21 protein-coding genes and 3 pseudogenes are annotated in these 22,452 nt (G+C 63.2%); 13 read left to right on the top strand and 11 right to left on the bottom strand.

The genetic code is table 11. From position 1 onward, the window contains the following. Window positions 1-28: 28 nt before the first annotated feature. The 3 genes and pseudogenes from ADT71_RS17615 to ADT71_RS35855 form a co-directional block, all read right to left on the bottom strand. Entirely contained in the window at window positions 29-1,036 is a 1,008-nt protein-coding gene (locus ADT71_RS17615; protein WP_231635984.1) for an ROK family protein, read from the bottom strand. 698 nt (window positions 1,037-1,734) lie between these two features. Further along, a complete protein-coding gene (locus tag ADT71_RS35860; RefSeq protein WP_369818302.1) occupies window positions 1,735-2,064 on the bottom strand; it encodes a hypothetical protein in 330 nt (109 codons plus the stop codon). A gap of 143 nt (window positions 2,065-2,207) precedes the next feature. Continuing rightward, window positions 2,208-2,285, bottom strand: a pseudogene (locus tag ADT71_RS35855) (TetR/AcrR family transcriptional regulator); the annotation flags it as partial. A gap of 89 nt (window positions 2,286-2,374) precedes the next feature. On the opposite strand from ADT71_RS35855, the gene ADT71_RS17605 reads away from it, so the two are divergent. The 5 genes and pseudogenes from ADT71_RS17605 to ADT71_RS35850 form a co-directional block, all read left to right on the top strand. Then, on the top strand, window positions 2,375-2,929 hold the full coding sequence (locus ADT71_RS17605) for a VOC family protein (protein WP_197283065.1): 555 nt from the start codon (window positions 2,375-2,377) through the stop codon (window positions 2,927-2,929). Window positions 2,930-3,158: 229 nt separating this feature from the next. Continuing rightward, window positions 3,159-3,668: an RNA polymerase sigma factor gene (locus ADT71_RS17600; protein WP_054438880.1), complete on the top strand. Its 510-nt coding sequence runs from the start codon at window positions 3,159-3,161 to the stop codon at window positions 3,666-3,668. A 103-nt stretch (window positions 3,669-3,771) separates the two neighbouring features. Beyond that, on the top strand, window positions 3,772-4,752 hold the full coding sequence (locus ADT71_RS17595; protein WP_231635990.1) for a FecR domain-containing protein: 981 nt from the start codon (window positions 3,772-3,774) through the stop codon (window positions 4,750-4,752). 121 nt (window positions 4,753-4,873) lie between these two features. Beyond that, the gene (locus tag ADT71_RS17590; protein WP_054438875.1) at window positions 4,874-7,330 is read left to right on the top strand and encodes a TonB-dependent receptor; all 2,457 of its coding nucleotides are present in this window, start codon (window positions 4,874-4,876) and stop codon (window positions 7,328-7,330) included. A 541-nt stretch (window positions 7,331-7,871) separates the two neighbouring features. After that, window positions 7,872-8,093: pseudogene (locus ADT71_RS35850) on the top strand (energy transducer TonB); the annotation flags it as partial. 212 nt (window positions 8,094-8,305) lie between these two features. Here the strand turns inward: ADT71_RS35850 and ADT71_RS17580 are convergent. Together ADT71_RS17580 and ADT71_RS17575 are read right to left on the bottom strand one after the other, a co-directional pair. Next, window positions 8,306-9,052, bottom strand: a complete 747-nt coding sequence (locus tag ADT71_RS17580) for an SDR family NAD(P)-dependent oxidoreductase (protein ID WP_054438870.1) — start codon at window positions 9,050-9,052, stop codon at window positions 8,306-8,308. Further along, window positions 9,052-9,474: a DoxX family protein gene (locus ADT71_RS17575; RefSeq protein ID WP_054438868.1), complete on the bottom strand. Its 423-nt coding sequence runs from the start codon at window positions 9,472-9,474 to the stop codon at window positions 9,052-9,054. The genes ADT71_RS17580 and ADT71_RS17575 overlap by 1 nt, the downstream gene beginning before the upstream one ends. 161 nt (window positions 9,475-9,635) lie before the next feature. Between ADT71_RS17575 and ADT71_RS17570 the strand changes: the two genes are divergently transcribed. After that, complete coding sequence (locus ADT71_RS17570; RefSeq protein WP_054438866.1) at window positions 9,636-10,019, top strand: helix-turn-helix domain-containing protein; 384 nt, start codon at window positions 9,636-9,638, stop codon at window positions 10,017-10,019. Between the two features lie 51 nt (window positions 10,020-10,070). On the opposite strand, the gene ADT71_RS32280 is transcribed toward ADT71_RS17570, so the two are convergent. The 3 genes from ADT71_RS32280 to ADT71_RS17560 are packed head-to-tail and all read right to left on the bottom strand — an operon-like array spanning window position 10,071 to window position 12,407. Beyond that, window positions 10,071-10,304: an alpha/beta hydrolase gene (locus ADT71_RS32280; protein WP_197283064.1), complete on the bottom strand. Its 234-nt coding sequence runs from the start codon at window positions 10,302-10,304 to the stop codon at window positions 10,071-10,073. Next, window positions 10,301-11,155, bottom strand: a complete 855-nt coding sequence (locus ADT71_RS17565) for an alpha/beta hydrolase (RefSeq protein ID WP_197283063.1) — start codon at window positions 11,153-11,155, stop codon at window positions 10,301-10,303. Before ADT71_RS17565 ends, ADT71_RS32280 begins: the two co-directional genes overlap by 4 nt. Window positions 11,156-11,213: 58 nt before the next feature. Continuing rightward, complete coding sequence (locus ADT71_RS17560; RefSeq protein ID WP_054438864.1) at window positions 11,214-12,407, bottom strand: MFS transporter; 1,194 nt, start codon at window positions 12,405-12,407, stop codon at window positions 11,214-11,216. 130 nt (window positions 12,408-12,537) lie between these two features. Here ADT71_RS17560 and ADT71_RS17555 point away from each other — a divergent pair, with 130 nt between their 5' ends. The 4 genes and pseudogenes from ADT71_RS17555 to ADT71_RS17540 all read left to right on the top strand — a co-directional run bounded on the left by ADT71_RS17555 (window position 12,538) and on the right by ADT71_RS17540 (window position 15,901). Next, the gene (locus tag ADT71_RS17555; RefSeq protein WP_054438862.1) at window positions 12,538-13,425 is read left to right on the top strand and encodes a LysR family transcriptional regulator; all 888 of its coding nucleotides are present in this window, start codon (window positions 12,538-12,540) and stop codon (window positions 13,423-13,425) included. Between the two features lie 303 nt (window positions 13,426-13,728). Continuing rightward, a pseudogene (locus tag ADT71_RS17550) lies at window positions 13,729-14,573 on the top strand (AAA family ATPase). A 10-nt stretch (window positions 14,574-14,583) separates the two neighbouring features. Beyond that, window positions 14,584-15,132 (top strand): GFA family protein, encoded by a 549-nt coding sequence (locus tag ADT71_RS30495; protein WP_231635982.1) that lies wholly within the window; start codon window positions 14,584-14,586, stop codon window positions 15,130-15,132. Continuing rightward, on the top strand, window positions 15,053-15,901 hold the full coding sequence (locus ADT71_RS17540; RefSeq protein ID WP_054438858.1) for a DUF817 domain-containing protein: 849 nt from the start codon (window positions 15,053-15,055) through the stop codon (window positions 15,899-15,901). The genes ADT71_RS30495 and ADT71_RS17540 overlap by 80 nt, the downstream gene beginning before the upstream one ends. Here ADT71_RS17540 and ADT71_RS17535 read toward each other — a convergent pair. Then, on the bottom strand, window positions 15,889-16,884 hold the full coding sequence (locus ADT71_RS17535) for an aspartyl/asparaginyl beta-hydroxylase domain-containing protein (RefSeq protein WP_231635981.1): 996 nt from the start codon (window positions 16,882-16,884) through the stop codon (window positions 15,889-15,891). The two genes, ADT71_RS17540 and ADT71_RS17535, sit on opposite strands and share 13 nt — an antisense overlap. A 265-nt stretch (window positions 16,885-17,149) precedes the next feature. On the opposite strand from ADT71_RS17535, the gene ADT71_RS17530 reads away from it, so the two are divergent. Both ADT71_RS17530 and ADT71_RS17525 read left to right on the top strand, forming a co-directional pair. Further along, window positions 17,150-18,331 carry a VWA domain-containing protein gene (locus ADT71_RS17530; RefSeq protein WP_054438855.1) on the top strand — a complete coding sequence of 394 codons (1,182 nt, stop codon included), beginning with the start codon at window positions 17,150-17,152 and terminating at the stop codon, window positions 18,329-18,331. A gap of 235 nt (window positions 18,332-18,566) precedes the next feature. Then, complete coding sequence (locus tag ADT71_RS17525; RefSeq protein WP_054438853.1) at window positions 18,567-19,127, top strand: outer membrane beta-barrel protein; 561 nt, start codon at window positions 18,567-18,569, stop codon at window positions 19,125-19,127. 49 nt (window positions 19,128-19,176) lie between these two features. Here ADT71_RS17525 and ADT71_RS17520 read toward each other — a convergent pair whose 3' ends face one another. Beyond that, the gene (locus ADT71_RS17520) at window positions 19,177-20,376 is read right to left on the bottom strand and encodes an exo-beta-N-acetylmuramidase NamZ domain-containing protein (RefSeq protein WP_054438851.1); all 1,200 of its coding nucleotides are present in this window, start codon (window positions 20,374-20,376) and stop codon (window positions 19,177-19,179) included. Beyond that, window positions 20,373-20,909: a DOMON-like domain-containing protein gene (locus ADT71_RS17515; protein WP_054438849.1), complete on the bottom strand. Its 537-nt coding sequence runs from the start codon at window positions 20,907-20,909 to the stop codon at window positions 20,373-20,375. Before ADT71_RS17515 ends, ADT71_RS17520 begins: the two co-directional genes overlap by 4 nt. Window positions 20,910-21,059: 150 nt before the next feature. Between ADT71_RS17515 and tyrS the strand changes: the two genes are divergently transcribed. Continuing rightward, window positions 21,060-22,289, top strand: coding sequence for a tyrosine--tRNA ligase (gene tyrS / locus ADT71_RS17510; protein WP_054438977.1), 1,230 nt, complete (start codon window positions 21,060-21,062; stop codon window positions 22,287-22,289). Window positions 22,290-22,452 lie beyond the last annotated feature (163 nt).

Below are 22,452 nucleotides of genomic sequence, written 5' to 3'. Positions count from 1 at the left end.
AAATTAAATCGGCGGCGTCGCTGGCGGCTCAACCTCGCGCGCCCAGAACGTCGTGCAGAGGCGCGAGCGCAGCGCCGAGCACCACCGCCTTGCTGGCGAGCGAGGACGCATAGATGCGCGGCGTAGGGGCCCGATATCCGGCGAAAAGCCGGCCGCAGTGGGCCTCCACCTGCTCGGCTAGCGCGGCCAGAACGGCCCTGGGCAAGGCGCCCGAGATGACCACCGCGCCAGGATCGAGCCAGGCGACGCCGCTGTGAACCGCAATGGCCAATTGTGCCGACGCCCGCTCGATCCACGCATCGAAGACCGCGCGATGGCTGTCCATCAACCCTTCCAGATCGGCCAGCGAACTGGCCTCTGCACCGGCGTCGCGCAGGGTCTGGAGCAGGTCGATGCCGGATGGACGCGGCTGATCTCCGGGAAACAGGCGTCCGACTTCGCCGGCGTTATGGAATTCTCCCACAAAGAGATCCCGTTCGGCAATCAGTCCACCGCCAACGCCGTGGCCGAGGAAAAACACCAGGATCGAACGATGGCGGCTCATGATCTCCGGGCGATAGTATTCGGCAAGCGCGGCAGCGGCTGCATCGTTCTCGATCCAGACGGGCATGTCGAGAACGCTTTCCAGTACCTGCTGCAACGGGATGTCGTCCCAAGGCGCGATCCAGTCGACCACACTGCGGCGGTTGCGATCGCCGCCGATGGCATATCCCGCCACCGCAACGCCAAGCCCCAGAAATCGGCCGCGCATGAAGCCGCGCTCGGCCGCCAATGCCCGCAGCCGCTCGTCCAGGGTACGTGCGAAGACCTTGGGATCGCCTTGCGCGAAGGGCCGCGAATCCTCGAACAGCACTTGGCCCCGGAAATCGATGACCGCCAGTTCGAGCCAGCCGGGATGGACAGTGGCGCCGACGGACCAGCCCCCGTGCCCCGCGATGGATACCGGAACGGTCGGACGTCCCCGTACCGTCACCGGGCTGGCCGGGGTCTCCTCCACCAGTCCAAGAGCGGAGAGTTGCTGGGTCAGGCGCGTCAAGGTCGCCGCGTTGATATCCAGCGTCTGTGCCAGATGAACCCGGGCGGTGGGCCCGTGAATCCGCAGATGCTGTACGACGCGCGCTGGCCATCGCTGAGTTGGAGCTGGGGGCGCATCATGACCGGCATGGCCGCCGCCCATATATTTTCATTGCGTCAAAAAAATGAAGGCAAACGGGTCTGGAGCGCGCGTGCATGGCCGGCTCTCCCGCAACCCTGCATCCTGCCGAGAACGCGTCTCGCTGCTCTATTTCCTCACCGTCCGGACGGGCATTCCCATTGTTCTCGCTGGAAGCCTGTTGACGATCCTGATGGTCTGGGACGGATTGGCCGACCTTGCCGTTTCCTATGTTATCGATGATTTTGTCGAGTTCAGGGCTGGATCACCCAACCGCCGGGATGCCTCACTTTCTGATCACTGCAGCCAGGTCGTAAACTCATGCTTGGATCGAGCTGCTTGCTGCTGGTTCATCGCTGGTCGAGGCGTTCGGCGAAGCGGCCGCTTTCGGGATTGCCGCTGTAGACCACCTGCGTCTGGAAGGAGGCGCTTTCTGCCGGAGGCCCCTGCCCTGCGCTCGGGATCAAAACCGCCTACGAATCGGAGTGCGGTCTCGGTCTTGCCTGTCGGCCCATCCCGCGAATCCATCACCGACGGCGGCGGGGTATGTCGCCGCCGTCCAGATTGGATCCTCGCGGATGTCAGATGGCGATAGAGATATCCAACCCGAGATAGCCGAATACGGCCCGCTTCACTCGCTTTTCAAGTCCCGCCATATCCGTCTCACCTCGCTCTCCTGCAGCATCGTTGATGCCCTTGATGATCGCCAGACAGTCGGCCGCCGTGGTGTCCAGCCGATCGGGTAGCGGGCCTGGAAGCAGACGCAGAATCGACGCAAGGGCAGCCGTGAGGCTGTTTTCCGCATGAGACTGCTGGTCGTGCAGCGCAGCCTCAGTTCCTCGAAATCCAGCAGGCGAGCAAGAGCCGGACGGCGCATCTGGTGGGCGGCGCAGGCGGCAATGACGGCGCACAGCGCCGAGCGCGGATCGGTGATTTCGATCGCCGTGACGTCCTCGAGCAGCTGTGCTTTTTCCCGCTGGATCAGCCCCGCGGTCAAGGCATCCTTGCCGGGGAAGTACTGGTACAGCGATCCGATGCTGACCCCGGCGAGTTCAGCTACGGCATTGGTGTTGTAGCCGTCGAAGCCCTTCGTCTCCAGAATGCGAGCAGCAGCCTCCAGGATCGCGCGCACGGTCTCTGCGGACCGCGCTTGTCGCGGCGTTTTGCGGGGCTCGATCGGCGTTTCTGGCAAGGCGCGAGCCTCCTTTGGGAATGCGAGTTGTGAAAGTGAGTTTAAGCTCGCATTTTTTCGGCGTCCACAGAGATACAAAGGCTCCCCGAATGCAAAAGTCTGTTACGGAAAAGCATGTTTTTCCCGCCAAACTCAAACACATGAGCTTCCCGACCGACGTCGCGGCCACATCTGCATTCTTCGAGAACTATCTAGGCTTCACGCTCTCGGCATTCGTCGAGCCCCATTTCGCTATCCTTAAGCGCCCCGGCCTCGACGTCGTGATCGAGAATGCGGACCCGGACGCGCCCACGATCCGCACGATCGGCGCCGACAAGCCGGACCGCCCCTTTGGCGAATGCGTTTCCACCGACCCTTCCGGTCTTCGCTGGCCAATGTCATTTCACATCGGCCTTGAACTGCCCGGCTATGACGATGTCTGCGCCTTGCACGACAGGTTTGCGGCGGATGGCTTCGTCGCCGAAACGCCAGTGTTCCACCATGAACGCGGTTCGCGATTTTTCCTGCGCGCGCCGGGGGGCATTATGGTCGAATTCAACACCCGCTCCGATGCGGACATCCGATATCGCGGCACCTTCGACTGATCCTTAGCCAGCCCACTTGGCGCGCGGCGCATTGGCGAGGCATCGTTTCGATGGTGCCTTAGCGGACCTGACGTTCCGCACAGCCTTTCTGATCATCGCCATCACTGGCCGGATTTCGGGCAAGTACTTTCCCGCAAGGCCGGGAAACAGGGAACATGGGAGAGCGACGGGACTAGTTGCGAATTACTCGCAACTGGATTAGTGGCCCCGTTCCCGTCGAGCGGAAACGATGTCCACGAACGCTTTCGTCCTGTCCCATCTGCTGCTGCGAGAGCGGCCGTCGCTGCTGAAGCGGCTGCGGCGGATGCTGCGCGATGAGCGCGCGGCGGAGGATGTGACGCAAGGCTTGTGGCTGAAGATCCAGTCCGTCCACGATCATCCGCCGATAGACAATCCCGGCGCTTATCTTCACCGTCTCGCCATGAACGCGGCGACCGATGCCCTGCGCGCCTCGAAACGGCGCGGAGCCTTGGTCGAAGCGGAAGTGGCCGACTTGCTCTGGGTAGAGGATGACAGCCCCGCGCCCGACCGGATCGCCATCGGGCGCGACATGCTGGAGCGCATCATGGCGGCATTGGCCTCGCTACCCGAACCGACCTGCTCGATCTTCCGCCTCAACCGCTTCGAAGGTCTGACCCAGCGCGAAATCGCCGCGCGGTACGGCGTTTCGACCACCGTCGTCGAACGCCATATCCGCCGCGCGCTAAAGGCGCTCGACGATGTCCGGAATGCACCGTGACGAAAATATCGCTGCGCCTGTTTGGAGATCCCATCCCTGAAACGTCGTACCTTGTGGCAGGCGGTTTTACGCCGCTGCGGGCCGCACTGGGGACGAGGGCGTGATGGATCCCGAAGAGGCACTGGAGGCCGAAGCTCTGGCAGAAACGGCACGCGGCTGGGTCGCGCGGCTGGCGTCGGGAGAAATGGACAGCGCGGAACTCGACCGCTTCAAGCAGTGGCGGGCGGCTCACCCGGACCACAACCGGGCGTTCGAGCATCAGCGCGCGCTCTGGCGCGCCCTCGGACGGGCAAGCGCGCCTGCACCGGGCGGTCCGCAACGCCCAAGGCGCTTGCCGTGGTCGCGGCGCGAGCAAGCGCGCGTTCCTCGCCGTGCATGGCCGAGAATCGCCTTCGCTGGAGTTGCCGCACTGGCCGCGGTGCTGGCCTTTCCCGAACTGATGCTCTCGTTGCAGGCCGATCACCGCTCCGGGATCGCCGTGGAGAGCCTGACCTTGCCCGATGGCAGCGCCGCCGTTCTCGACGCAGATTCCGCCATCGCCGTGCGTTTCAGCGACAACGAGCGGCGCGTATCGGTGCTGAAAGGCGATGTATGGTTCGACGTGCGCCATGGCGATGCTCGCCCGTTCCGGGTCGAGGCGCTGGGCGGGGTTACGCAGGATGTCGGCACGGCTTTCGAGGTGCGCCGAGAGCGCGATAGTGTATTTGTCAGCGTGACGCAGGGTGAAGTGGCAGTCCGCTCTGGCACCCCCGCTTCACCGCTTTTTCTGCAGGCGGCGCAGCGCGCGCGCTATGAACGTGGCGGCCCGGCCTTGCGGCTCGGCGATGCGGCAACCGGTGATATCGCCGTCTGGCGCAATGGCGAACTGCTGCTCGACAGGGTGGCGGTAAGCGACGCCATCGCCGCGATCGGTCGCTATCGGCGCGGCCCCGTTCTGGTCATGGGTAGCGTCGAGAAAGCGGCGCGGATCAGCGCCGCATTCCGTACCGACAAGCCTGAGGAAGCCATCGACGCCATTGCCCAGATGTCCGGGTTCGATGTCTACCGCCTGGCAGGAATCGCCGTTTTGCGTCCAGCCCGGTAAAATTTTTCATCGCCATGTTAGGAAGCCACCCCTGCCCGACGTCAGACACAATGGACGCACTGCTAATGCGGATTATTTGCAGAATTAGGCGCGTCCCGCTTGTCGAGCAGGGGATAATAGAATGTCGTTGCCATCGTACCGCCGAATTGCCGGCGCCACGCTTCGCCTGTCACTACTGGCATCGGGAGGGGTCTTCGCGCTTGCCGCCGGTGCCCCGGCGCTCGCCCAGAATGCCCGTCAGGCCGCCCGCAATTTCGATATTGCGGTCCAGCCGCTTCCCGGCGCAATTCGCCAGTACATGCAGCAGTCCGGCATTCAGGTCGCCTACCCGGCCGACCTTGCCGAAGGCGTAAACGCCTCTGCGGTAAAGGGAGAGTTCGGTTCGGCAGAAGCGCTTTCGCGCCTGCTTGGGGGTACCGGCCTTACCTTCCGCTTCACAGGTGCGGGCACCGCCACGCTGGAGCGCGCTCCGCAGTCGGCGAGCGGCACGATCCAGCTCGGCCCGGTACAGGTTCAGGGGGATGGCGGCGACTACGGCATTACCGCCAGTTTGACGAGCGATCCCAATGCCACGGAAGGCACCGGCTCTTACACGATCCGCCAGACCAAGGGCGTGACCCGCCTCGACCTCTCGCCGCGCGAGACGCCGCAATCGATGTCGGTCGTGACCCGCCAACAACTTGACGACCAGCAACTGATCTCGGTTACCGATGCGCTGCGCGTGGTACCCGGCATCGTCCTCTCGCACGACGACAGCGACCGCCACTTCCTCTATTCGCGCGGGTTTTCGACCACTATCGTCCAGGTCGACGGACTGCGTTCCTACGATCAGGACGCCAGCGCCAGCTTCCTGACGCAAGTCGACACCGTGACGCTGGACCGCGTTGAAGTGGTGCGCGGCGCCAGCGGGTTGCTCAAGGGCGTGGGCAACCCGTCCGCTTCCATCAACCTCGTGCTCAAGCGCCCGACCAGCGAATTGCAGGGCCATGCCTCGGTCAGCGCGGGATCATGGAACCGCTATCGCGGCGAGGCGGATATTTCGGGTCCGGTCAACGAGGAAGGGACATTGCGCGCCCGCGCCGTTGCCGCCTTCGAGAGTCGCGACAACTTTTCAAATTACTACCACAAGGAAGCCCAGACCTATTACGGCATTCTCGAATACGACCTGACCCCCGACACGGTGGTCGATGCCGGGATCGAGTACCAGTATTCGCACACCGATGGTTCGACTTACGGTGCGATCCCGCTGTTCTGGTCGGACGGTACGCGCTTCATCGCCAAGCGATCATGGAGCCCGTCGAGCAAGGGCGCCTATCTGGAATCGAAGAGCCGCAAGGTCTTCGTGGACGTGAAGCACGATTTCTCGCCCGACTGGCAGGCCCGCCTCCGCCTCACGGATTCGCGACTGATCCGCGACATGCTGGTGCGCCAGATCTATGGCGCCGTCGCACCGAACCGGCAGACGGGCCTGGCGACGATCTACAACACGACGTTGACCCCTGATCGCAAGGCCAAGGGTCTGGACGCACAAGTCACCGGTCATGTCGATCTCGGCGGCTGGGACGCAGATGTCGTGGCCGGTTACTCCTGGACCCGCGGCGTCCTGCACCGCACGGATACGACCAAGGACCAACCGACCACCCTGCTGGCTGATTGGGACGGCGAGATCGCGCCGCTCGACGATTGGTCTGGCGCTTCGGTCGTGCAGCGCCGCACGATGGAGCGCGAGAGCAGTGCCTATGCCACAGCGCGCCTGCGCCCGCTTGACGGCCTCTCGGTAATCCTCGGCACCAACTTCACGACCTACAAGCTGCGCGACGTGGTCAACGGCACGCTCAGCCGCAAGCTCGATGAAAGCGGCAAGTTCGTGCCCTATGCCGGCGTGGTCTACGACTTTGCGAAGAACCTTTCGGTCTACGCCAGCTATGCCCAGATCTTCTCGCCCGCGTCGGTCTACGACGCCAACGACAGGGTGCTCGATCCGGTCACCGGCGACAATTACGAGGCCGGCATCAAGGGCGAATTCCTGGACGGCAAGCTCAACACCAGCATCGCCGGGTTCTACCTCAGGCAGAACAACGTGGCGGTTGCCGTTCCCGGTGAAACCACACCGTCCGGCGCGCAGGCCTATGAGGGGCAGGACGGCGTTACCAGCAAGGGTATCGAGTTCGAAGTCTCGGGCGAAATCCTGCCCGGTTGGCAGGTGCAGGGCGGTTACACCTATCTGCACGCCCGCACCGCCGCCGGAAGCCGCGTGAACACCGGCCTGCCGCAAAACCAGGGCAAGCTGGCAACCTCCTATCGCTTCCACACGGGCACTCTCGACGGCGCGATGATCGGGGCCAACCTGACATGGCAGGACGCTACCCACTACGCGACCTCCTATGGTACCGCGAAGCAGGGCAATGTCGGCGTTGTCGGCCTGATCGGCGGCTATGAGGTGAACGATCACCTCTCGCTCTCGATCGTGCTCAACAACCTCTTCGACAAGACGTATTACGATGGATACGGCCTCTACACATCCTACACCTACGGCGCGCCGCGCAACGTGCTGTTCACGGCCCGCTACAAACTGTGAGCGAACGGCGGCGCCTGACTTCGATGGTATCGGAACTTCCGTCGCCGTTTTCCGGCATGTCCCTCCTCGTCGATGCGCCCGAGCGCTATCGCACGAGCGGGGGCAGCCGCTGGCTGGGCCTTGTCGGCACTGCCGGCCTCTATGGACTGGTGCTCGTGTGCCTTTTCGCGACCTTCCGGACCATGGTCGAGCCCCCCAGGGCTTCGGCCGCGCTGATGGTCGAGCAAGTGCCGCTTGCCTCGCCCGAGGAGACCCCGCCCAAGGATAAGGAAGCGCCGCGGCCCGTCGAAAAGCAGGAGCCCGCGCCGCCACCGCCGAAGGTTGAACCGCGCGAACCCGTAGCGATCGCCCTGTCCCCGCTTCAGACTCCCGCCACCGTCACACCGCCAAAGCTCCCTGACCCGGCTCCCCCGCGGCCCGAAACTGCCGCGCCCGAGACCGTCCCGGCGCGCCCGCTCCCCAGGTCTCAAGCAATGCCGCAGATCGCTGGGAGGGACGGGTCCTTGCCCGGCTCAACAAGTATCGGCGCTATCCCTCTGGAGCCCATGCCCGCCGTCAGCAAGGCGTTCCCTATATCCGTTTCACGATGGACCGGGACGGGCGTGTGCTGTCGACCAGCCTCGAACGCTCCTGCGGTTTCCCTGAACTCGATCGCGAAGCGCCGACACTGGCGAAACGTGCCCAGCCATTGCCCCGGCCGCCGGAAGACAGGCCCGGTGATACGCTGGAACTGGTCGTTCCGGTCGAATTTTTCATTCGCTGAAGGTGAAACGGCCATCCCATAAACCGGATCGACGAGTTGCTGCCGTGGAACGGGAAGCCTACGGAAAAGCGGCCGGTATTCGCGTGGGAAGTGGAAATCCGCGCCTGAATGACCGACAAGGGTCACATCCAGCCTCGGGGCTCCCGCAAAAAGCCACCCCAACTCGTCGTGGCGGGAAGGAGCACTCATAGAAAAGTGCTCCATTTCACCGCTTAGCGCGCAGTATCGATGATCATTCCGCCGTCGGGCGTGAGGCTGTAGCCGGTCAGGAACCGGGCATCCTTGCTGGCGAGGAACAGCACCACCGGGGCAACGTCCTCTTCAGGCGAACCGAACCGCGCAAGCGCGCTATCGGGCGCAGGCGCATTCGCTTCCGCCGCACCCCAGGTGTCGGCCACGGGCAGGACATTGTTGACGGTGATGTTGTCCGGCCCCCATTCGCGCGCCGCTGTACGCGTGAGCGCCCGCGTGGCTTCCTTGGCCATGTTATATGGGCCGTAGGGCGACATCCCGAGCGTGGCCGCGGGCGATCCGAAATTGATGACCCGGCCTTCGCCGCTGGCCTTGAGATAGGGATAGCAGGCCTGCATCGCCCGCAGGCTGGCGATCGGGCCGGTATCGAAGTTGCGTTGAAGCTGCTCGACCGAAAGATCGTTGATCGGCGACATGACCACTCCGGGATCGAAGGCATTGTTCACGAGGATGTCGATCCGTCCCCAGGCGGCGACCACCGTGTCGACTGCGGCCCTGATCTGATCCGGGTCGCTGACGTCGGTCGGCACGCCCAGTGCGGTTCCACCGGCGGCCTCGATGTCCGCGACGACCGCATCGACATTCGCGGGCGTGATCGAGAGGACCGCGACTTTCGCGCCCTCTGCGGCGAATAGCCTCGCGGTAGCGCGGCCGATACCGCGGCCTGCGCCGGTGATGATGGCGACCTTTCCGTCAAGACGACCCATTATGAATTCCTTTCGATATGTGTTGACTGGTGCACGCCGAAAGCCGGCGCGTAAGGCGATGGGATGTCGCGTGCGGCGTTCTGCGTGGCGAACGACGCGGCCAGAAGCACCAGCGCCACAGCCGCAGGCATGGCGCCCTTCGGCTTGCCCACGCCGAGATGGGCCATCCCGGAGAGCACGAGGTGATAGAAGATGCCGGCATAGGCGAGGTCGCTGAGTGCCACGCTAACGCGGGACAGGATCGCTACAGGTCCAACGATCTTCACCGCGATCATGAAAGTCAGCAAATAGGGCGCCGGATAATTCAATTCGACGAGGGCTGACCTGACCCAGTCTTTCCTGGTGGCGTAGAAGAAAGCGGACGTGAGATAGAGCAGGACAAGCAATCCCGTGCTGATCCAATATGTGTAGATTGCGGACATAACACTCCCCCCGCCGCCAATGCAGGCGACGATCCGGTTGATTGACGTTCGGCGGACTTGAGGATTCCCAACAGCGACCTGAACCTGTATCGAAATGTCATCCAGGATGAGATGCTACAAGTAGGATGAATTCGTGACACTAAGTATGGAAAATCATACTGATGGCTGACGATGGCTTCACCATGCAGGACGAGATGCGCCGCGCCTTCGCGATGCTCTCGGGCAAATGGAAACTGGAGATCATGTGGCTGCTGCATCAGCGGGTGCATCGGTTCGGGGAATTGCGAAAGGGCATCCCGGGCATCACGCAGCACATGCTCACCGCCCAGCTTCGCGAACTGGAGGCAGATGGCCTGGTCTCGCGCACCGTCTTCGCGGAAGTGCCGCCGCGCGTCGAATATGAGATGACGACCAAGGCGCGCGGGCTTGGCCCCACCATGGAGGCGCTGACGGCGTGGTGGGAAGAGTATGGAAAGACCTTGCCGGAAAAGCCTGCCGCACGAGGACGGAAGAAGTCGCCGAACGACAGGTCGGGGTCCGCTTAGGCCAAGGCGCGCGCGCCACTTCGTCGCGCGCGGCCGCGTGTCCTCATCCGGTCAGGCGCCGAGATGCTCCTGGAAGAAGCTGGTCAGCTTGTCGAACGGTATGATGTCTACCTGGTCGTAGAGGTCGGTGTGGGTGGCACCCGGAATGATCATCAGTTCTTTGGGCTCAGCCGCTGACGCAAAGGCCGTCTCGCTGAAATAGCGGGAATGAGCCTTCTCGCCATGGATAAGCAGGATCGGCCGGGGTGAGATTTCAGCAATATAAGTGAGGATCGGCAGGTTCATGAACGACAGGGGCGTAGTGAGAGACCATGCCGCGTTCGAGTTGATGGCCCGGGGATGGAACCCGCGCTTCGTCTTGTAATAAGCCGCATATTCCACGACAACTGCGGCTCACCGCCCTTCAGTTCCAACGATACGGGGCCATAAGCAGGGCTGCCCTCTTCGGCGTCCGTCCAGCGCTGGCGGCTCAGTTCCTCAAGCGTCTCCGTGCGCTGCTGCGGGGTCACACTGTCGTTATAGCCCTTCGACATGACACGGGTCATGTCGTACATGGTGCTGGCGACGACGGCCTTGATCCGCTTGTCGATCGCCGCGGTGCTGAGCGCCATACCGCCCCAGCCGCAGATACCGATGACGCCGATCCGCTCGCGATCGATTTCCGGCCGCAGCCCGATGAAATCGACGGCCGCACTGAAATCCTCGGTGTTGATATCCGGTGATGCGACGTTACGCGGCTCGCCGCCACTTTCGCCGGTATAGGAGGGATCGAACGCCAGCGTTGCGAACCCGCGTTCCGCCAGGGCCTGCGCATAGAGGCCCGAGGATTGCTCCTTCACGGCGCCGAACGGGCCGCTGACCACGATTGCGGCCAGTTTGGCGGTTGGATTCTTCGGCAGATACATATCGGCGGCGAGCGTAATGCCGTAGCGGTTTTTGAACGTGACCTTCTGGTGGTCAAGCTTGGCGCTTTTCGGGAAGGTCTTGTCCCATTCGTTTGTCATAGTCTGAGCCTTTGCGTTGGAGGAGGCGATGATTGAAGCCGCACCGAATGCGGCGATGCCTGCACCCGTCAGTTTCAGAAGTTCACGCCGATGAAGGCCGGGGGCTGGCGCATTCGTCTCAGGGGTACTCATGGGCATCTCCAATCGTGCGACATGTGGAGGTTCGTTATTTGCGGGAGAGGAGCGGTAGCTACGCGCGGGCGGGCTTCAGCAGCCGCTGGCCGCTGCCGATGAGAGCGAGCGCGAGACCGGCAAGAACCACGCTGCCGGTAAAAGTCGCAACGATCGTCAGACCGTCCAGTAGCAGGCCGCCGACAACCGCGCCGAGCAGTATCGAGGCCTGGATCGCGGCGACCATCAGGCTGCCTGCAGCTTCCGGCGCATCATCCACATTCTGAGACATCCATGTCATCCAGATCACCGACATGGCGGTGTTCATGACACCCCAAAGTGCAAGGAAGATGCTGGCAGCCACTACCCAGTGGCCGAGCAGCAGCAGTCCCGCCGTGCAACCGCCCATCAGGAGAGCCGGCAACTTCAAGAGGGGGGCGACATTGCCGGTCAGGAAGCGCCCGGCCGCCCAGGTGCCGATAAACCCGGCGCAGCCCAGGATCAGCAAAAGGATCGACAGGGCCGAGAGGCCCACGCCCGTCACCTGTTCCAGAAAAGGCCGAAGATAAGTGAACATCGTGAAGGCCGAACCCCAGGTCAGCATCGCCGCAATCAGGCCGCGCAGGAAGTGGGGCCGCTTGAGCAGGCTGAACATCGACCTGAAGTCCTGGCGCTGGCTCGCGGGAAGCGAGGGCAACGCTACCAGATGCCAGAAGAGATTGACCGCGACGATGGGCGTTAGCGCCCAGAACACCGCGCGCCAGCCGAAAATGCCGCCCAGATAGCTGCCGATCGGCGCGGCAAAGGCTGCGGCTATGGCCTGTCCGCCGTACATCAGGGCCAGCGCGCGCGGCACGTCGGCCTCGGGCACCAGGCGCATGATCACGGCGGTGGCCAATGCCCAGAAACCTCCGATACAGACGCCGAGCAGAGCGCGGCCCATCATGAGCATTGCGAAATTTGGCGCCGCCGCGACCAGGATGAGCGAAATCAGCATCAGGGCGGTCATCGCGACCAGAACCGATTTCCGGTTTACCGTGCCGGCGGCCGTGGTGATGAGCATGCTGGACAACACCGCAAACAATCCGCTGATCGAAATGGCCTGTCCGGTCTGGCCGCTGGATGCGTGAAGCCCTTCCGCCATCGGCGTGAGCAAGCTGACCGGCATGAATTCCGAAGCTATCAGCATCGCCACGCACAGCGCCATGGACAGTACTGCACCCCAGGCGCCAACGGGCCTACTCCGGGCATCGGATGTGGTCGTGACCACCATTAAACAGACTCCTGCTTCGATCTACAGAGCCAATCTAGCCATCAAGCGATCATGCGATTAGACGTGCAAATTCGCATGAACTTATCGACACAGCCGAATAATCACCTGGCGCGACAGTGGAAGGGCACCTGTGGCCAAGACCGACCTCAACCAACTTGCCTGGTTTCAGGCCGTCGCCGAAGAACACAGCTTCACGCGGGCAGCGGCGAAACTGGGCATTTCACAATCGACGCTGAGCCATGCGATCAGGCAGCTCGAAGAGCGTATGGGGATAAGGCTGCTGTCGCGTACGACGCGCAGTGTCGCGACAACCATCGCCGGAGAGCGGCTGCTCCAGACCATCGCCCCGCGAATTGGCGAGATCGAGGATGAGATCGCCGCGTTGATGACGTTCCGGGACAAGCCGTCCGGCTCGATCCGGCTAACCCTGTCCGACCATGCGCTGGAGAGCGTCGTCTGGCCGAAGCTCAAACCGGTTCTCAGCGCCTATCCCGACATCAGCGTCGAACTGATCCTCGACAGCACTTTCCGCAACATCGTCGAAGAGGGTTTCGATGCAGGCGTCCGGCTTGGAGAGGCGGTTGAAAAGGACATGATCGCCGTCCGCATCGGTCCGGACTGGCGTCTGGTTGCGGTGGCGTCACCCTCTTATCTCGACGCGCATGGTGCACCGGAACATCCGCACGAACTTGTGGGGCATGTCTGCATCAATATGCGGCATGAAAGCGCCGGGGGGCTTTATGCCTGGGAATTCGAGAAAGACGGTCAGGCGCTGCGCGTCAGGGTGAGCGGGCAAGTGACCTTCAACAATTCCTACGCGATGATCGACGCGGCGGTAAGCGGCTACGGCATCGCCTACGTCCCGGAGAACATCGTGGAGCAGCATGTCGCGTCAGGCGCGCTGGTTCAGATCCTGGACGATTGGTCGCCCCTGTTCGACGGTTACTTCCTCTACTATCCGAGCCGGCGTCAGAACCTGCCCGCATTCAAGATCGTCGTCGATGCCTTACGAATATAAGGGTTTCCCTGTAAGCCACGCCAACGCACCAACCAAACGCCCCCGCGCTTCCCGCGCCGGCATCCTAAATGCTCTTGCGCATTTACGCCCCGCCAGTGCACACCCTCGGCAAGTTTCGCCCGCGCGGCGCGGGTTGCAAGCGGGGCCTTTTTGAGCGCTTTTTTGCCATATCGTCCACGTCAAGTCGTCAAAGATGCGTCAAACATGCGCATCTGCACAGGCTCAGACAGCAGTGGAGAACTTGGCGGAAAAGCAGGGTTTTGCGGATAAGGACGGATAGGCGTGGACGATAATTCCGGCAGTTTGCAGCGTTTTGAAGGCACCAGCAGCTACGTCGCGACCGATGACCTGAAAGTCGCGGTGAACGCCGCCGTCCTGCTGCGCCGTCCCCTTCTGGTGAAGGGCGAACCCGGCACCGGCAAGACGTGCTGGCGGAGCAGATCGCCGCCTCCCTCGATGCCCCGCTCATCACCTGGAACGTCAAGTCCACCACCAAGGCCCATCAAGGCCTCTACGAGTACGACGCCGTGGCCCGCCTGCGCGACGGTCAGCTCGGCGATGCGCGCGTCCATGACATCAACAATTACATCCGCAAGGGCAAGCTGTGGGAGGCGTTCACCTCGCCGCGCCTGCCTGTCCTCCTAATCGACGAGATCGACAAGGCCGATATCGAGTTTCCGAACGATCTCCTCGCCGAACTCGATCGAATGGCTTTCGACGTTTACGAGACCGGCGAACGCGTGGCGGCAAAGGACCGCCCCATCGTGGTCATCACCTCGAACAACGAGAAGGACCTGCCCGACGCGTTCCTGCGCCGCTGCTTCTTCCACTACATCCGCTTTCCCGACCGCGAAACGATGCAGGCCATCGTCGATGTCCACTTCCCCGGCATTCAGAAGACCCTCGTCACCCGCGCGATGGAAATCTTCTACGAACTGCGCGAGGTTCCCGGCCTCAAGAAGAAGCCTTCCACCAGCGAACTGCTGGACTGGCTGAAGCTCCTGCTCAGCGAGGACATGCCGCTCGACGTCCTTCAGAACCAGGACCCGACGAAGGCGATCCCGCCGCTGCACGGAGCCTTGCTCAAGAACGAACAGGACGTCATGCTCTTCGAACGGCTCGCTTTCATGGCGCGCCGGGGAAATTGAGAAGAACGCCATGACCGCCCCCTATCCCGGCCGCTGCGCATGTGGCGCCGTCACGCTCGAAGTAACAGGCGAACCGATCGGCACGCGGCAGTGCTGGTGCCGCCAGTGCCAGCAGATCGCCTCCGGCGGGCCGACCAACAACGCCATCTTCAAGGTCGAGGATGTCGCGATCGAAGGCGAACTCGCCCACTCGGCGTGGACGGCGGCAAGCGGCAATACCCTGGCCTTTCACTTCTGTCCGAAGTGCGGCACGCAGGTCTATGCGCAAAGCTCGGCGCGCCCGCACCTCGCAACCGTGCGCCTCGGCGCTCTCGATGCGGGCCACGGCCTGCACCCGGAAACCGTGATCTGGACGGAAGACGCGCCCGAATGGGCAGCTTCGACAAGGCTCTGGAGAGCTGGCCCCGCCAGCCGCCCGCTCCCGCGTCTCCGGCGCCGACAGGCTCCTGATCGAGCTGCCGGGCCAAACATTTCCTGTCATGCAGACCCGTTTTGCCGCCATCCGGCAGCAACTAGAGGATTTTACACCCGCAGCCGGATGGCAGTCTTGGCTGTATGAATTCCTGCTGTTCGGCTTCAAGCAAGGCTGGGCCTGCCTCTATGGCGGCGTCTTGCTGGCGCTGCTGGTGGCCACTCACCTGTTCTACCCAGCCGATGCAGCGCTGGCCCGCTACGACTTCCTGACGCTGGCCGCACTGGCAATCCAGGTGGCCATGCTCGCCTTGCGGCTGGAGACCTATGACGAGGCGAAAGTGATCCTCGCCTTCCACGTCGTGGGCACGGTGATGGAGCTGTTCAAGACCGCTTACGGATCCTGGCAATATCCTGAGGCAAGCCTGCTGCGGATCGGCGGCGTGCCGCTGTTTTCCGGCTTCATGTATGCCGCCGTGGGCAGCTATATCGCCCGCGTCTGGCGGATTTTCGACTTTCGCTTCACCCGCTACCCGCCCATCCCCGCCACATGGGTCCTGGCGATCGCCGTCTATGTGAACTTCTTCGCCCACCACTGGCTGCCCGACATCCGGATCGGTCTGTTCGCGGCGCTGGCCGTCCTTTTCGCGCGCACCCGCATCCGCTTCCGGGTCTGGCGTGCGGACCGCTGGATGCCGCTCTTGCTGGGATGGCTGCTGGCCAGCCTGTTCATCTGGTTCGCCGAAAACCTCGGCACGTTCTCGCGCGCCTGGATCTACCCGGACCAGCAGTCCGGCTGGACGCTGGTGCATCCGGCGAAGCTGGGGGCATGGTATCTCCTGATGTACATCTCGTTCGTACTGGTGGCCGCCGTCCACGGTATCCGCCGCCGAACCGAAGCGGCTTACGCGTCGTAAGCGGAAATGTACTCGAACATCACGGTAAGCGCGGCGCGATCTTCCGCGCTGATCTCGGGCCGCCAGACTTCGAACAGAAGGACGACGCGGTCCTGCGAACCATCGTTCCAGGCCTCATGCTCCATGCTGTCATCGAAGATGAGCAACTTTCCCTCTTCCCACTGACGCGTCTCGTTACCCACGCGGAACCGGCACCCCGCCGGAACGACGAGCGGCAAGTGACAGATCAGTCGCGTGTTCAGGAAGCCGGTATGGGCCGGAATATGCATGCCGGGCTGAAGGCGGGAAAACAGCGCCATCGGCGAGCGCCCCGTGACACGCGGGATGGGCGCATGTTCCAGCGCCGCCATCGTCCGGGGGCAACGTTCTGCTTGCCCGGCAACTGCTTCGCCGCCCCGCCACAGGTACCAGGCCCCCCACCGCGGATCTCCAACCATGGAATTCTGCTTGGCGGGCCGTCCCGGTTCGGATTCCACGTAGGGACGAAATGCACCGTCCTGCGCGAGTACGGCGAGCAGCTCTTCCCGGATCGCTTCCGTTTCCGCCTCTACGGCAGAAACCCAATCGAACTGCTCGCGTTCGTAATACTGGATTTGCGGCAGGCCCGGAAAATAGAAGCTTTGCGGCTGCTGGACGAAAACTTCCCGCTTGCCGGTCAGAATGTCCAGCGCCTCGGCGATCCGCGGACTTATCGAGACGCCGCCGATATCGTTGGCAAGGCGAGCGCGCAGTTCGTCTTCGTAGCGCGCGGAAAACGCCGCGATCTGTCGCTGCGCCTGCCCCAGTGCCGCTTGTAATGCAGGCGGCACCGACGAGAGACGCGAAGCGGCGTCCAGTGCGGCCTTGTAGAACGCGATCGCGGCGCGGCTGTCTCCGAGCCGGGTCCGCGAATCGCCCTTCAGGAGCAACGCGCCGATGTTGCGGGGATCGGCGGCGAGAACTCTTTCAAGCACCGCCTCGGCACCAGCCGGGTCCGAGGCCATGAGATGTGCCTGCGCAATCGAGAGCAACGGTGGGTCGGGTAGCGTGGCTAAGGGTTCCAGAGCGGCCAGGGCGGCCCTGCCATCCCCGCGTTGCAAGGCCCTGACGGCGTCTTCGCGATATCGAGCGACCTGATTCGATGTAAGCTGCACCCCGCGTTTATAGCCGCCCGTTCGAACGTCACAATCGCACTGCCGGTTCTTCGAGCGCGAAGATTGACGAGGCGGGAGGGCGCGACCAGAAGTCACGGGGAATGGAGATGCTGCCGTGCTGCTGAATTTCGTCGACGAGCTGCGCGCCGCCGGTATTCCGGCCTCGCTCAAGGAGCATCTCGTGCTTCTCGAAGCGCTCGACCGCGGGGTGATCGAACAGACGCCGGAAGCCTTCTACTACCTCAGTCGCGCCACTTTCGTGAAGGACGAAGGCCTGCTCGACCGGTTCGACCAGGTGTTCCAGAAGGTCTTCAAGGGCGTTCTCACCGATTACGGCCAGCAGCCGGTCGACATTCCCGAGGACTGGCTGAAAAAAGTCGCCGAGCGCTATTTCTCGCAGGAGGAAATGCAGCAGATCAAGTCGCTCGGTTCCTGGGACGAGATCATGGAGACGCTGAAGAAGCGTCTGGCTGAGCAGGAAAAGCGGCACTCGGGCGGGAACAAATGGGTGGGCACAAACGGCACCTCTCCCTTCGGCCATGCCGGCTACAACCCCGAGGGCATCCGCGTCGGCGGCGAAGGCGCGCACGGCCGTGCCATCAAGGTCTGGGAAAAGCGCGAGTTCGCCAATCTCGACAACACCCGCGATCTCGGCACCCGCAACATCAAGGTTGCCCTCCGGCGCCTGCGCCGTTTTGCACGCGAAGGTGCGGCCGAGGAACTCGACCTCGAAGGTACCATCCGGGGCACGGCGAAGCAGGGCTGGCTTGACGTGGTCATGCGGCCGGAACGGCACAATGCCGTGAAAGTACTGCTGTTCCTCGATGTCGGCGGATCGATGGACCCGTACATCCAGCTCATGGAGGAACTGTTCAGCGCGGCCAGCGCCGAGTTCAAGAACATGGAATTCTTCTACTTCCACAACTGCATCTACGAAGGCCTGTGGAAGGACAATCGCCGCCGCTGGTCCCAGCGCACGCCCACCTGGGACGTGCTTCACAAGTACGGGCACGACTACAAGGTGATCTTCGTGGGCGACGCCGCGATGAGCCCTTACGAGATCAGCCACCCCGGCGGTTCGGTGGAGCACATGAACGAGGAAGCGGGGGCGGTGTGGCTGGGCCGTATCGCCCGGACCTATCCGGCAACGGTCTGGCTCAACCCCACGCCCGAGCAGCAGTGGGTCTACTCCAGTTCGACCCGGATGATCCGCGAACTGGTTGGCGGGGCAATGTTCCCGCTGACGCTCGACGGTCTGGACGGCGCCATGCGCGAACTCAGCCGGAAGAAAGCCTGACGCGGCATTGCCCGCATGAATAGACCGGCCAGAGGCAAATATCGCTGCGATTGTTGCACGACTGCATCACCATCCCGAAAACAACATGTCCGTCGCAATTCATGAAATTGTCGATTGAAAGCCGCCACGAGAGCCGCTAGCTGCGCGCTCGCTTCGGGCGCATAAAAATAAAGGCATTACAGTTCTTTAATCGGTAATTTGGCGAAGCGGGTGCGCTTCTCCAAAGGGGGAAATTATGAATTTTTATAAGTACGGCCTCGTGGCCGCAGCTCTGCTTGCCCAGCCCGCTCTGGCCGACGAGACCAAGCTCTCCGGTCTTCGCGCGGAAGCGCGCGTCGGTTGGGAAACGCCCACCGTCAGCGACGGCGACGTTTACAAGCTGGGCCAGTCCGTCTCGTTTGGCGGCGAGATCGGCTACGACCTTCCGGTCAGCACGAAAGTCACCGTGGGGCCTTACGTCAATTACGAATACGCCCGCTCGAAGGAATGCGACAGCGGCCTCTGCCTCGGTTCGGCCGGCAACTTCGCAGCCGGCGGCCGCATCGGCCTGAACCTGGGCACCCGTTCGCAGCTTTACGCCAAGGTCGGCTACGACCGCATGAAGCTCAAGGCGACCTTCGACGGTGACTCCGACTCCGAAACGCTTGACGGCATCCAGGGCGCGATCGGCTTCGACTACAATCTTTCCGCCGCCACTTATGTCGGCGTCGAATTCAACTATGCCGATCTCGGCAGCTTTGAAGGCGTGAACTTCCAGCGCCGCCACGTCGCCCTGACCGGCGGCATGCGCTTCTAAGCAGCGCACCAATGGAGAGGGCTCCCGCTCGGGAGCCCTCGATCCTGTTTCAGCGATAGATCAGCAGGTCGGCGATCTCTTGGCGCCATGCCGCCTCGTCCGCTCCCGCGATCGCTTCCAGATCGGCCGGAACCGAGGCCGGATCCTCCACCCATTCACGCAGCGCCGGGCCGCCGTTGATAACGTCGATGGCCAGGCGATCGAATTCGTATTCGTAAGGAAAGTCGCGCCAGATCGCGTAGTCCGGATAGAGGTTCCGGATCGCCTTGAAGGCCAGCGCCTGCAGGCGCCAGGGCCGGAAGGCATGGTGATCGTAGAACTTGCCCTCGGCATGGATCATCAGTCCGCTGCACAGGGTTCCGGCATGTTTGTGGAACGTCGGTTCGAACCAGCATTCCCGCAGCGCGCAGCCGGCCAGCCATTCGGGCGCGATACGCTCCATTTCGGCAAGAACGGCCCTGGCATCGACATCCGGCGCGCCGAACAGCACTTCGAGCGGCCGCGTGGTCCCGCGCCCCTCCGAGAGCAATGCGCCTTCCAGCATTACCGTGCCCGCATAGGCGCGCGCCATGTTGAGATTGGCCGCGTTCGGGCTCGGGTTGATCCAGATACGGTCCTGCGGCCAGCCGAAGCCCGGACCTTCCGGTTCCCAGCCATCCATGGCGATCACGCGGTAGTCCACGTCGAGACCGAAGCGGCGCACGAACCAGTGCCCCATCTCGCCCAGCGTCAATCCGTGACGCATCGGCATAGGACCGGCGCCGACGAAGCTCTCCTGCCCAGCCAGCAGGATCGTGCCCTCGACCGGGCGCCCCGCCGGGTTGGGCCGGTCAAGCACCCAGACGGCCTTGCCCTGCTCCTGCGCCGCTTCGAGCAGATAGAGCAGTGTCGTCACGAAAGTGTAGATGCGGCAGCCGAGGTCCTGGAGGTCGAACAGGAACACGTCCGCGCTCGCCATCATCTCCTCGGTCGGCCGGCGTACTTCACCGTAGAGGCTGTAGACCGGGATACCGTAAGTCGGGTCGAGCTCGTTCGCCGTCTCGACCATGTTGTCCTGCTTGTCGCCCTTGAGCCCATGCTGCGGCCCGAACGCGCTCGTCACGTTGACGCCGGCGGCGATCAGCGCGTCGAGCGAATGAACCAGATCCTCGGTTACCGAGGCGGGATGGGCCACGAGGGCGACACGGCGTCCTTCGAGAGGAGCGCGCAGTTCAGGGTCCGCCAGCAGGCGATCGATGCCGAATTTCATGAGGCGGTGGGTGCCGCAAGCTCAAGCGTGAAGCAAGACGGATCGTGGAAGTCGGGCGCATCTGCCTTGTGGGCAAGTGCCCAGTAACTTTTCACGCCGCCCTCCTCCTCGATCACCGCCGTGAAGCCGCAGCGCAGCGGGCCTTCCGGAAGGCCGCCCGCCGGAATGGCGGCGTCGAACACGGCGATGTCGGAACCCTTGCGCATCGCGCATTCCGGCTCGCGGGGCATCGGCCTTTCGGCCATCCCCTCGCGGCGACCCGAGAAATCGTAGACGTTCCAGCGCTCCGACGGCGAAAGATTAAACTCGGTATAGCCCGCGGCTTGCACGGGTTGCAGGAACAGTTCGAAGCAGGTGGTGCGCCAGAGTTCGTCCGCCCTGCCCTTGCCCGCGAAGGAAGGCACCACGAGCTTGCCGGCGCCGAGGATGCGCCAGCGAACCCGCAGCCAGGCGGCATCGAAGCCGATCACGCGGGTTTCGATGGAACGGACGAGGGTGGAGGGGTGCGCCGGGTGGCGGGTCAGGTAGGCCATGCCTGTTCGGGTAGAAGGTGAGCCGGGGGGCTGGCAATGCGGATTCGGCCGGATGCCCGCGGCAGGGCGACCAACCGCTTCATCTTGGGCGCCGTGCGTGCTACGCGCGCCGCTCTAGATCCATCCAAGCCAAAGAAGCACTGGGCCATCATGACCTACAATTCCTCCCTGCTCCGCCTCCTCGACGAGCGCGGCTACATCCACCAGATGACGGACGCGGAGGGCCTCGATGCCCTGGCGGCGAAGCAGGTCGTGCCCGGATATATCGGCTTCGACGCCACCGCCGCGTCGCTCCACATCGGCAGCCTCGTGCAGATCATGATGCTGCGCCGCCTCCAGCAGGCCGGCCACAAGCCGATCGTGCTCATGGGCGGCGGCACCACCCGTATCGGCGATCCCACCGGCCGCGACGAAAGCCGCAAGATGCTGAGCGACGAGGCGATCGAGACCAATATCAAGGGCATCTTCTCGATCTTCTCGCGCCTGCTGAAGTTCGGAGACGGGCCGACCGACGCGGTGATGGTCAACAACCACGACTGGCTCGGGCAGCTTGGCTATATCCAGCTGCTTCAGGAAGTCGGTACGCATTTCACCGTAAATCGCATGCTTTCGTTCGACTCGGTGCGCCTGCGCCTTGAACGCGAGCAGCCGATGACTTTCCTCGAATTCAACTACATGATCCTGCAGGGTTACGATTTCCGCCACCTTTCCAGGGAAATGGGCGTGGCGTTGCAGATGGGCGGCTCCGATCAGTGGGGCAACATCATCAACGGCATCGAACTGACCCGCCGAATGGATTCCAGGGAAGTCTTCGGGATCACCACGCCGCTGCTCACCACAGCCGACGGCGCCAAGATGGGCAAGTCGGCGGCCGGTGCGGTCTGGCTCAACGAGGACATGCTGCCCTCCTACGACTTCTGGCAATACTGGCGTAACTGCGACGACCGCGACGTCGGCAAGTTCCTGCGCCTGTTCACCGACCTGCCGCTGGACGAGATCGCACGCCTCGAAACCCTCGAAGGCGCCGCGATCAACGATGCCAAGGTCGTGCTCGCCAACGAAGTGACCAGGCTGTGCCGCGGCGAGGATGCAGCCGTCGCCGCCGAAGCTACCGCCAAGGCCACTTTCGCGGGCGGCGGCCTCGGACAGGATCTCCCCACGCTCGAAGTGACGGGCGAAGGCGTGCGCCTCGGCTCGGCGCTGACCGAACTTGGCTTCACCGCCTCCAACGGCGAGGCCAAGCGCAAGATCGGTGAAGGCGCGGTAAAGCTGGACGACGTGACGATGGACGATCCGGGATATCTGATCGCGATCCCCGCCGGCGAAACCCGCAAGCTCAGCCTCGGCAAGAAGAAGCACGCCGTGCTCAAGGGCGCCTGAACCACCGTTCCACAGCCCTTACGCAGTTCTACTCGCAAGAATGCCCCGGTTCCCCCGAACCGGGGCATTTTAACGTATATGCGGCACGTTCGACCGCCGCATACCGCGCAAAAGTGAACAGGTTAACCGTTTCTTTGCCATTTCGATGCACCGTTGTCGCTCA

It is taken from the genome of Novosphingobium sp. ST904 (assembly GCF_001298105.1).
Taxonomy (GTDB): domain Bacteria; phylum Pseudomonadota; class Alphaproteobacteria; order Sphingomonadales; family Sphingomonadaceae; genus Novosphingobium.
Note: the sequence above shows the minus strand (reverse complement) of the source record. Positions and strands in the feature narration are given on the sequence as shown.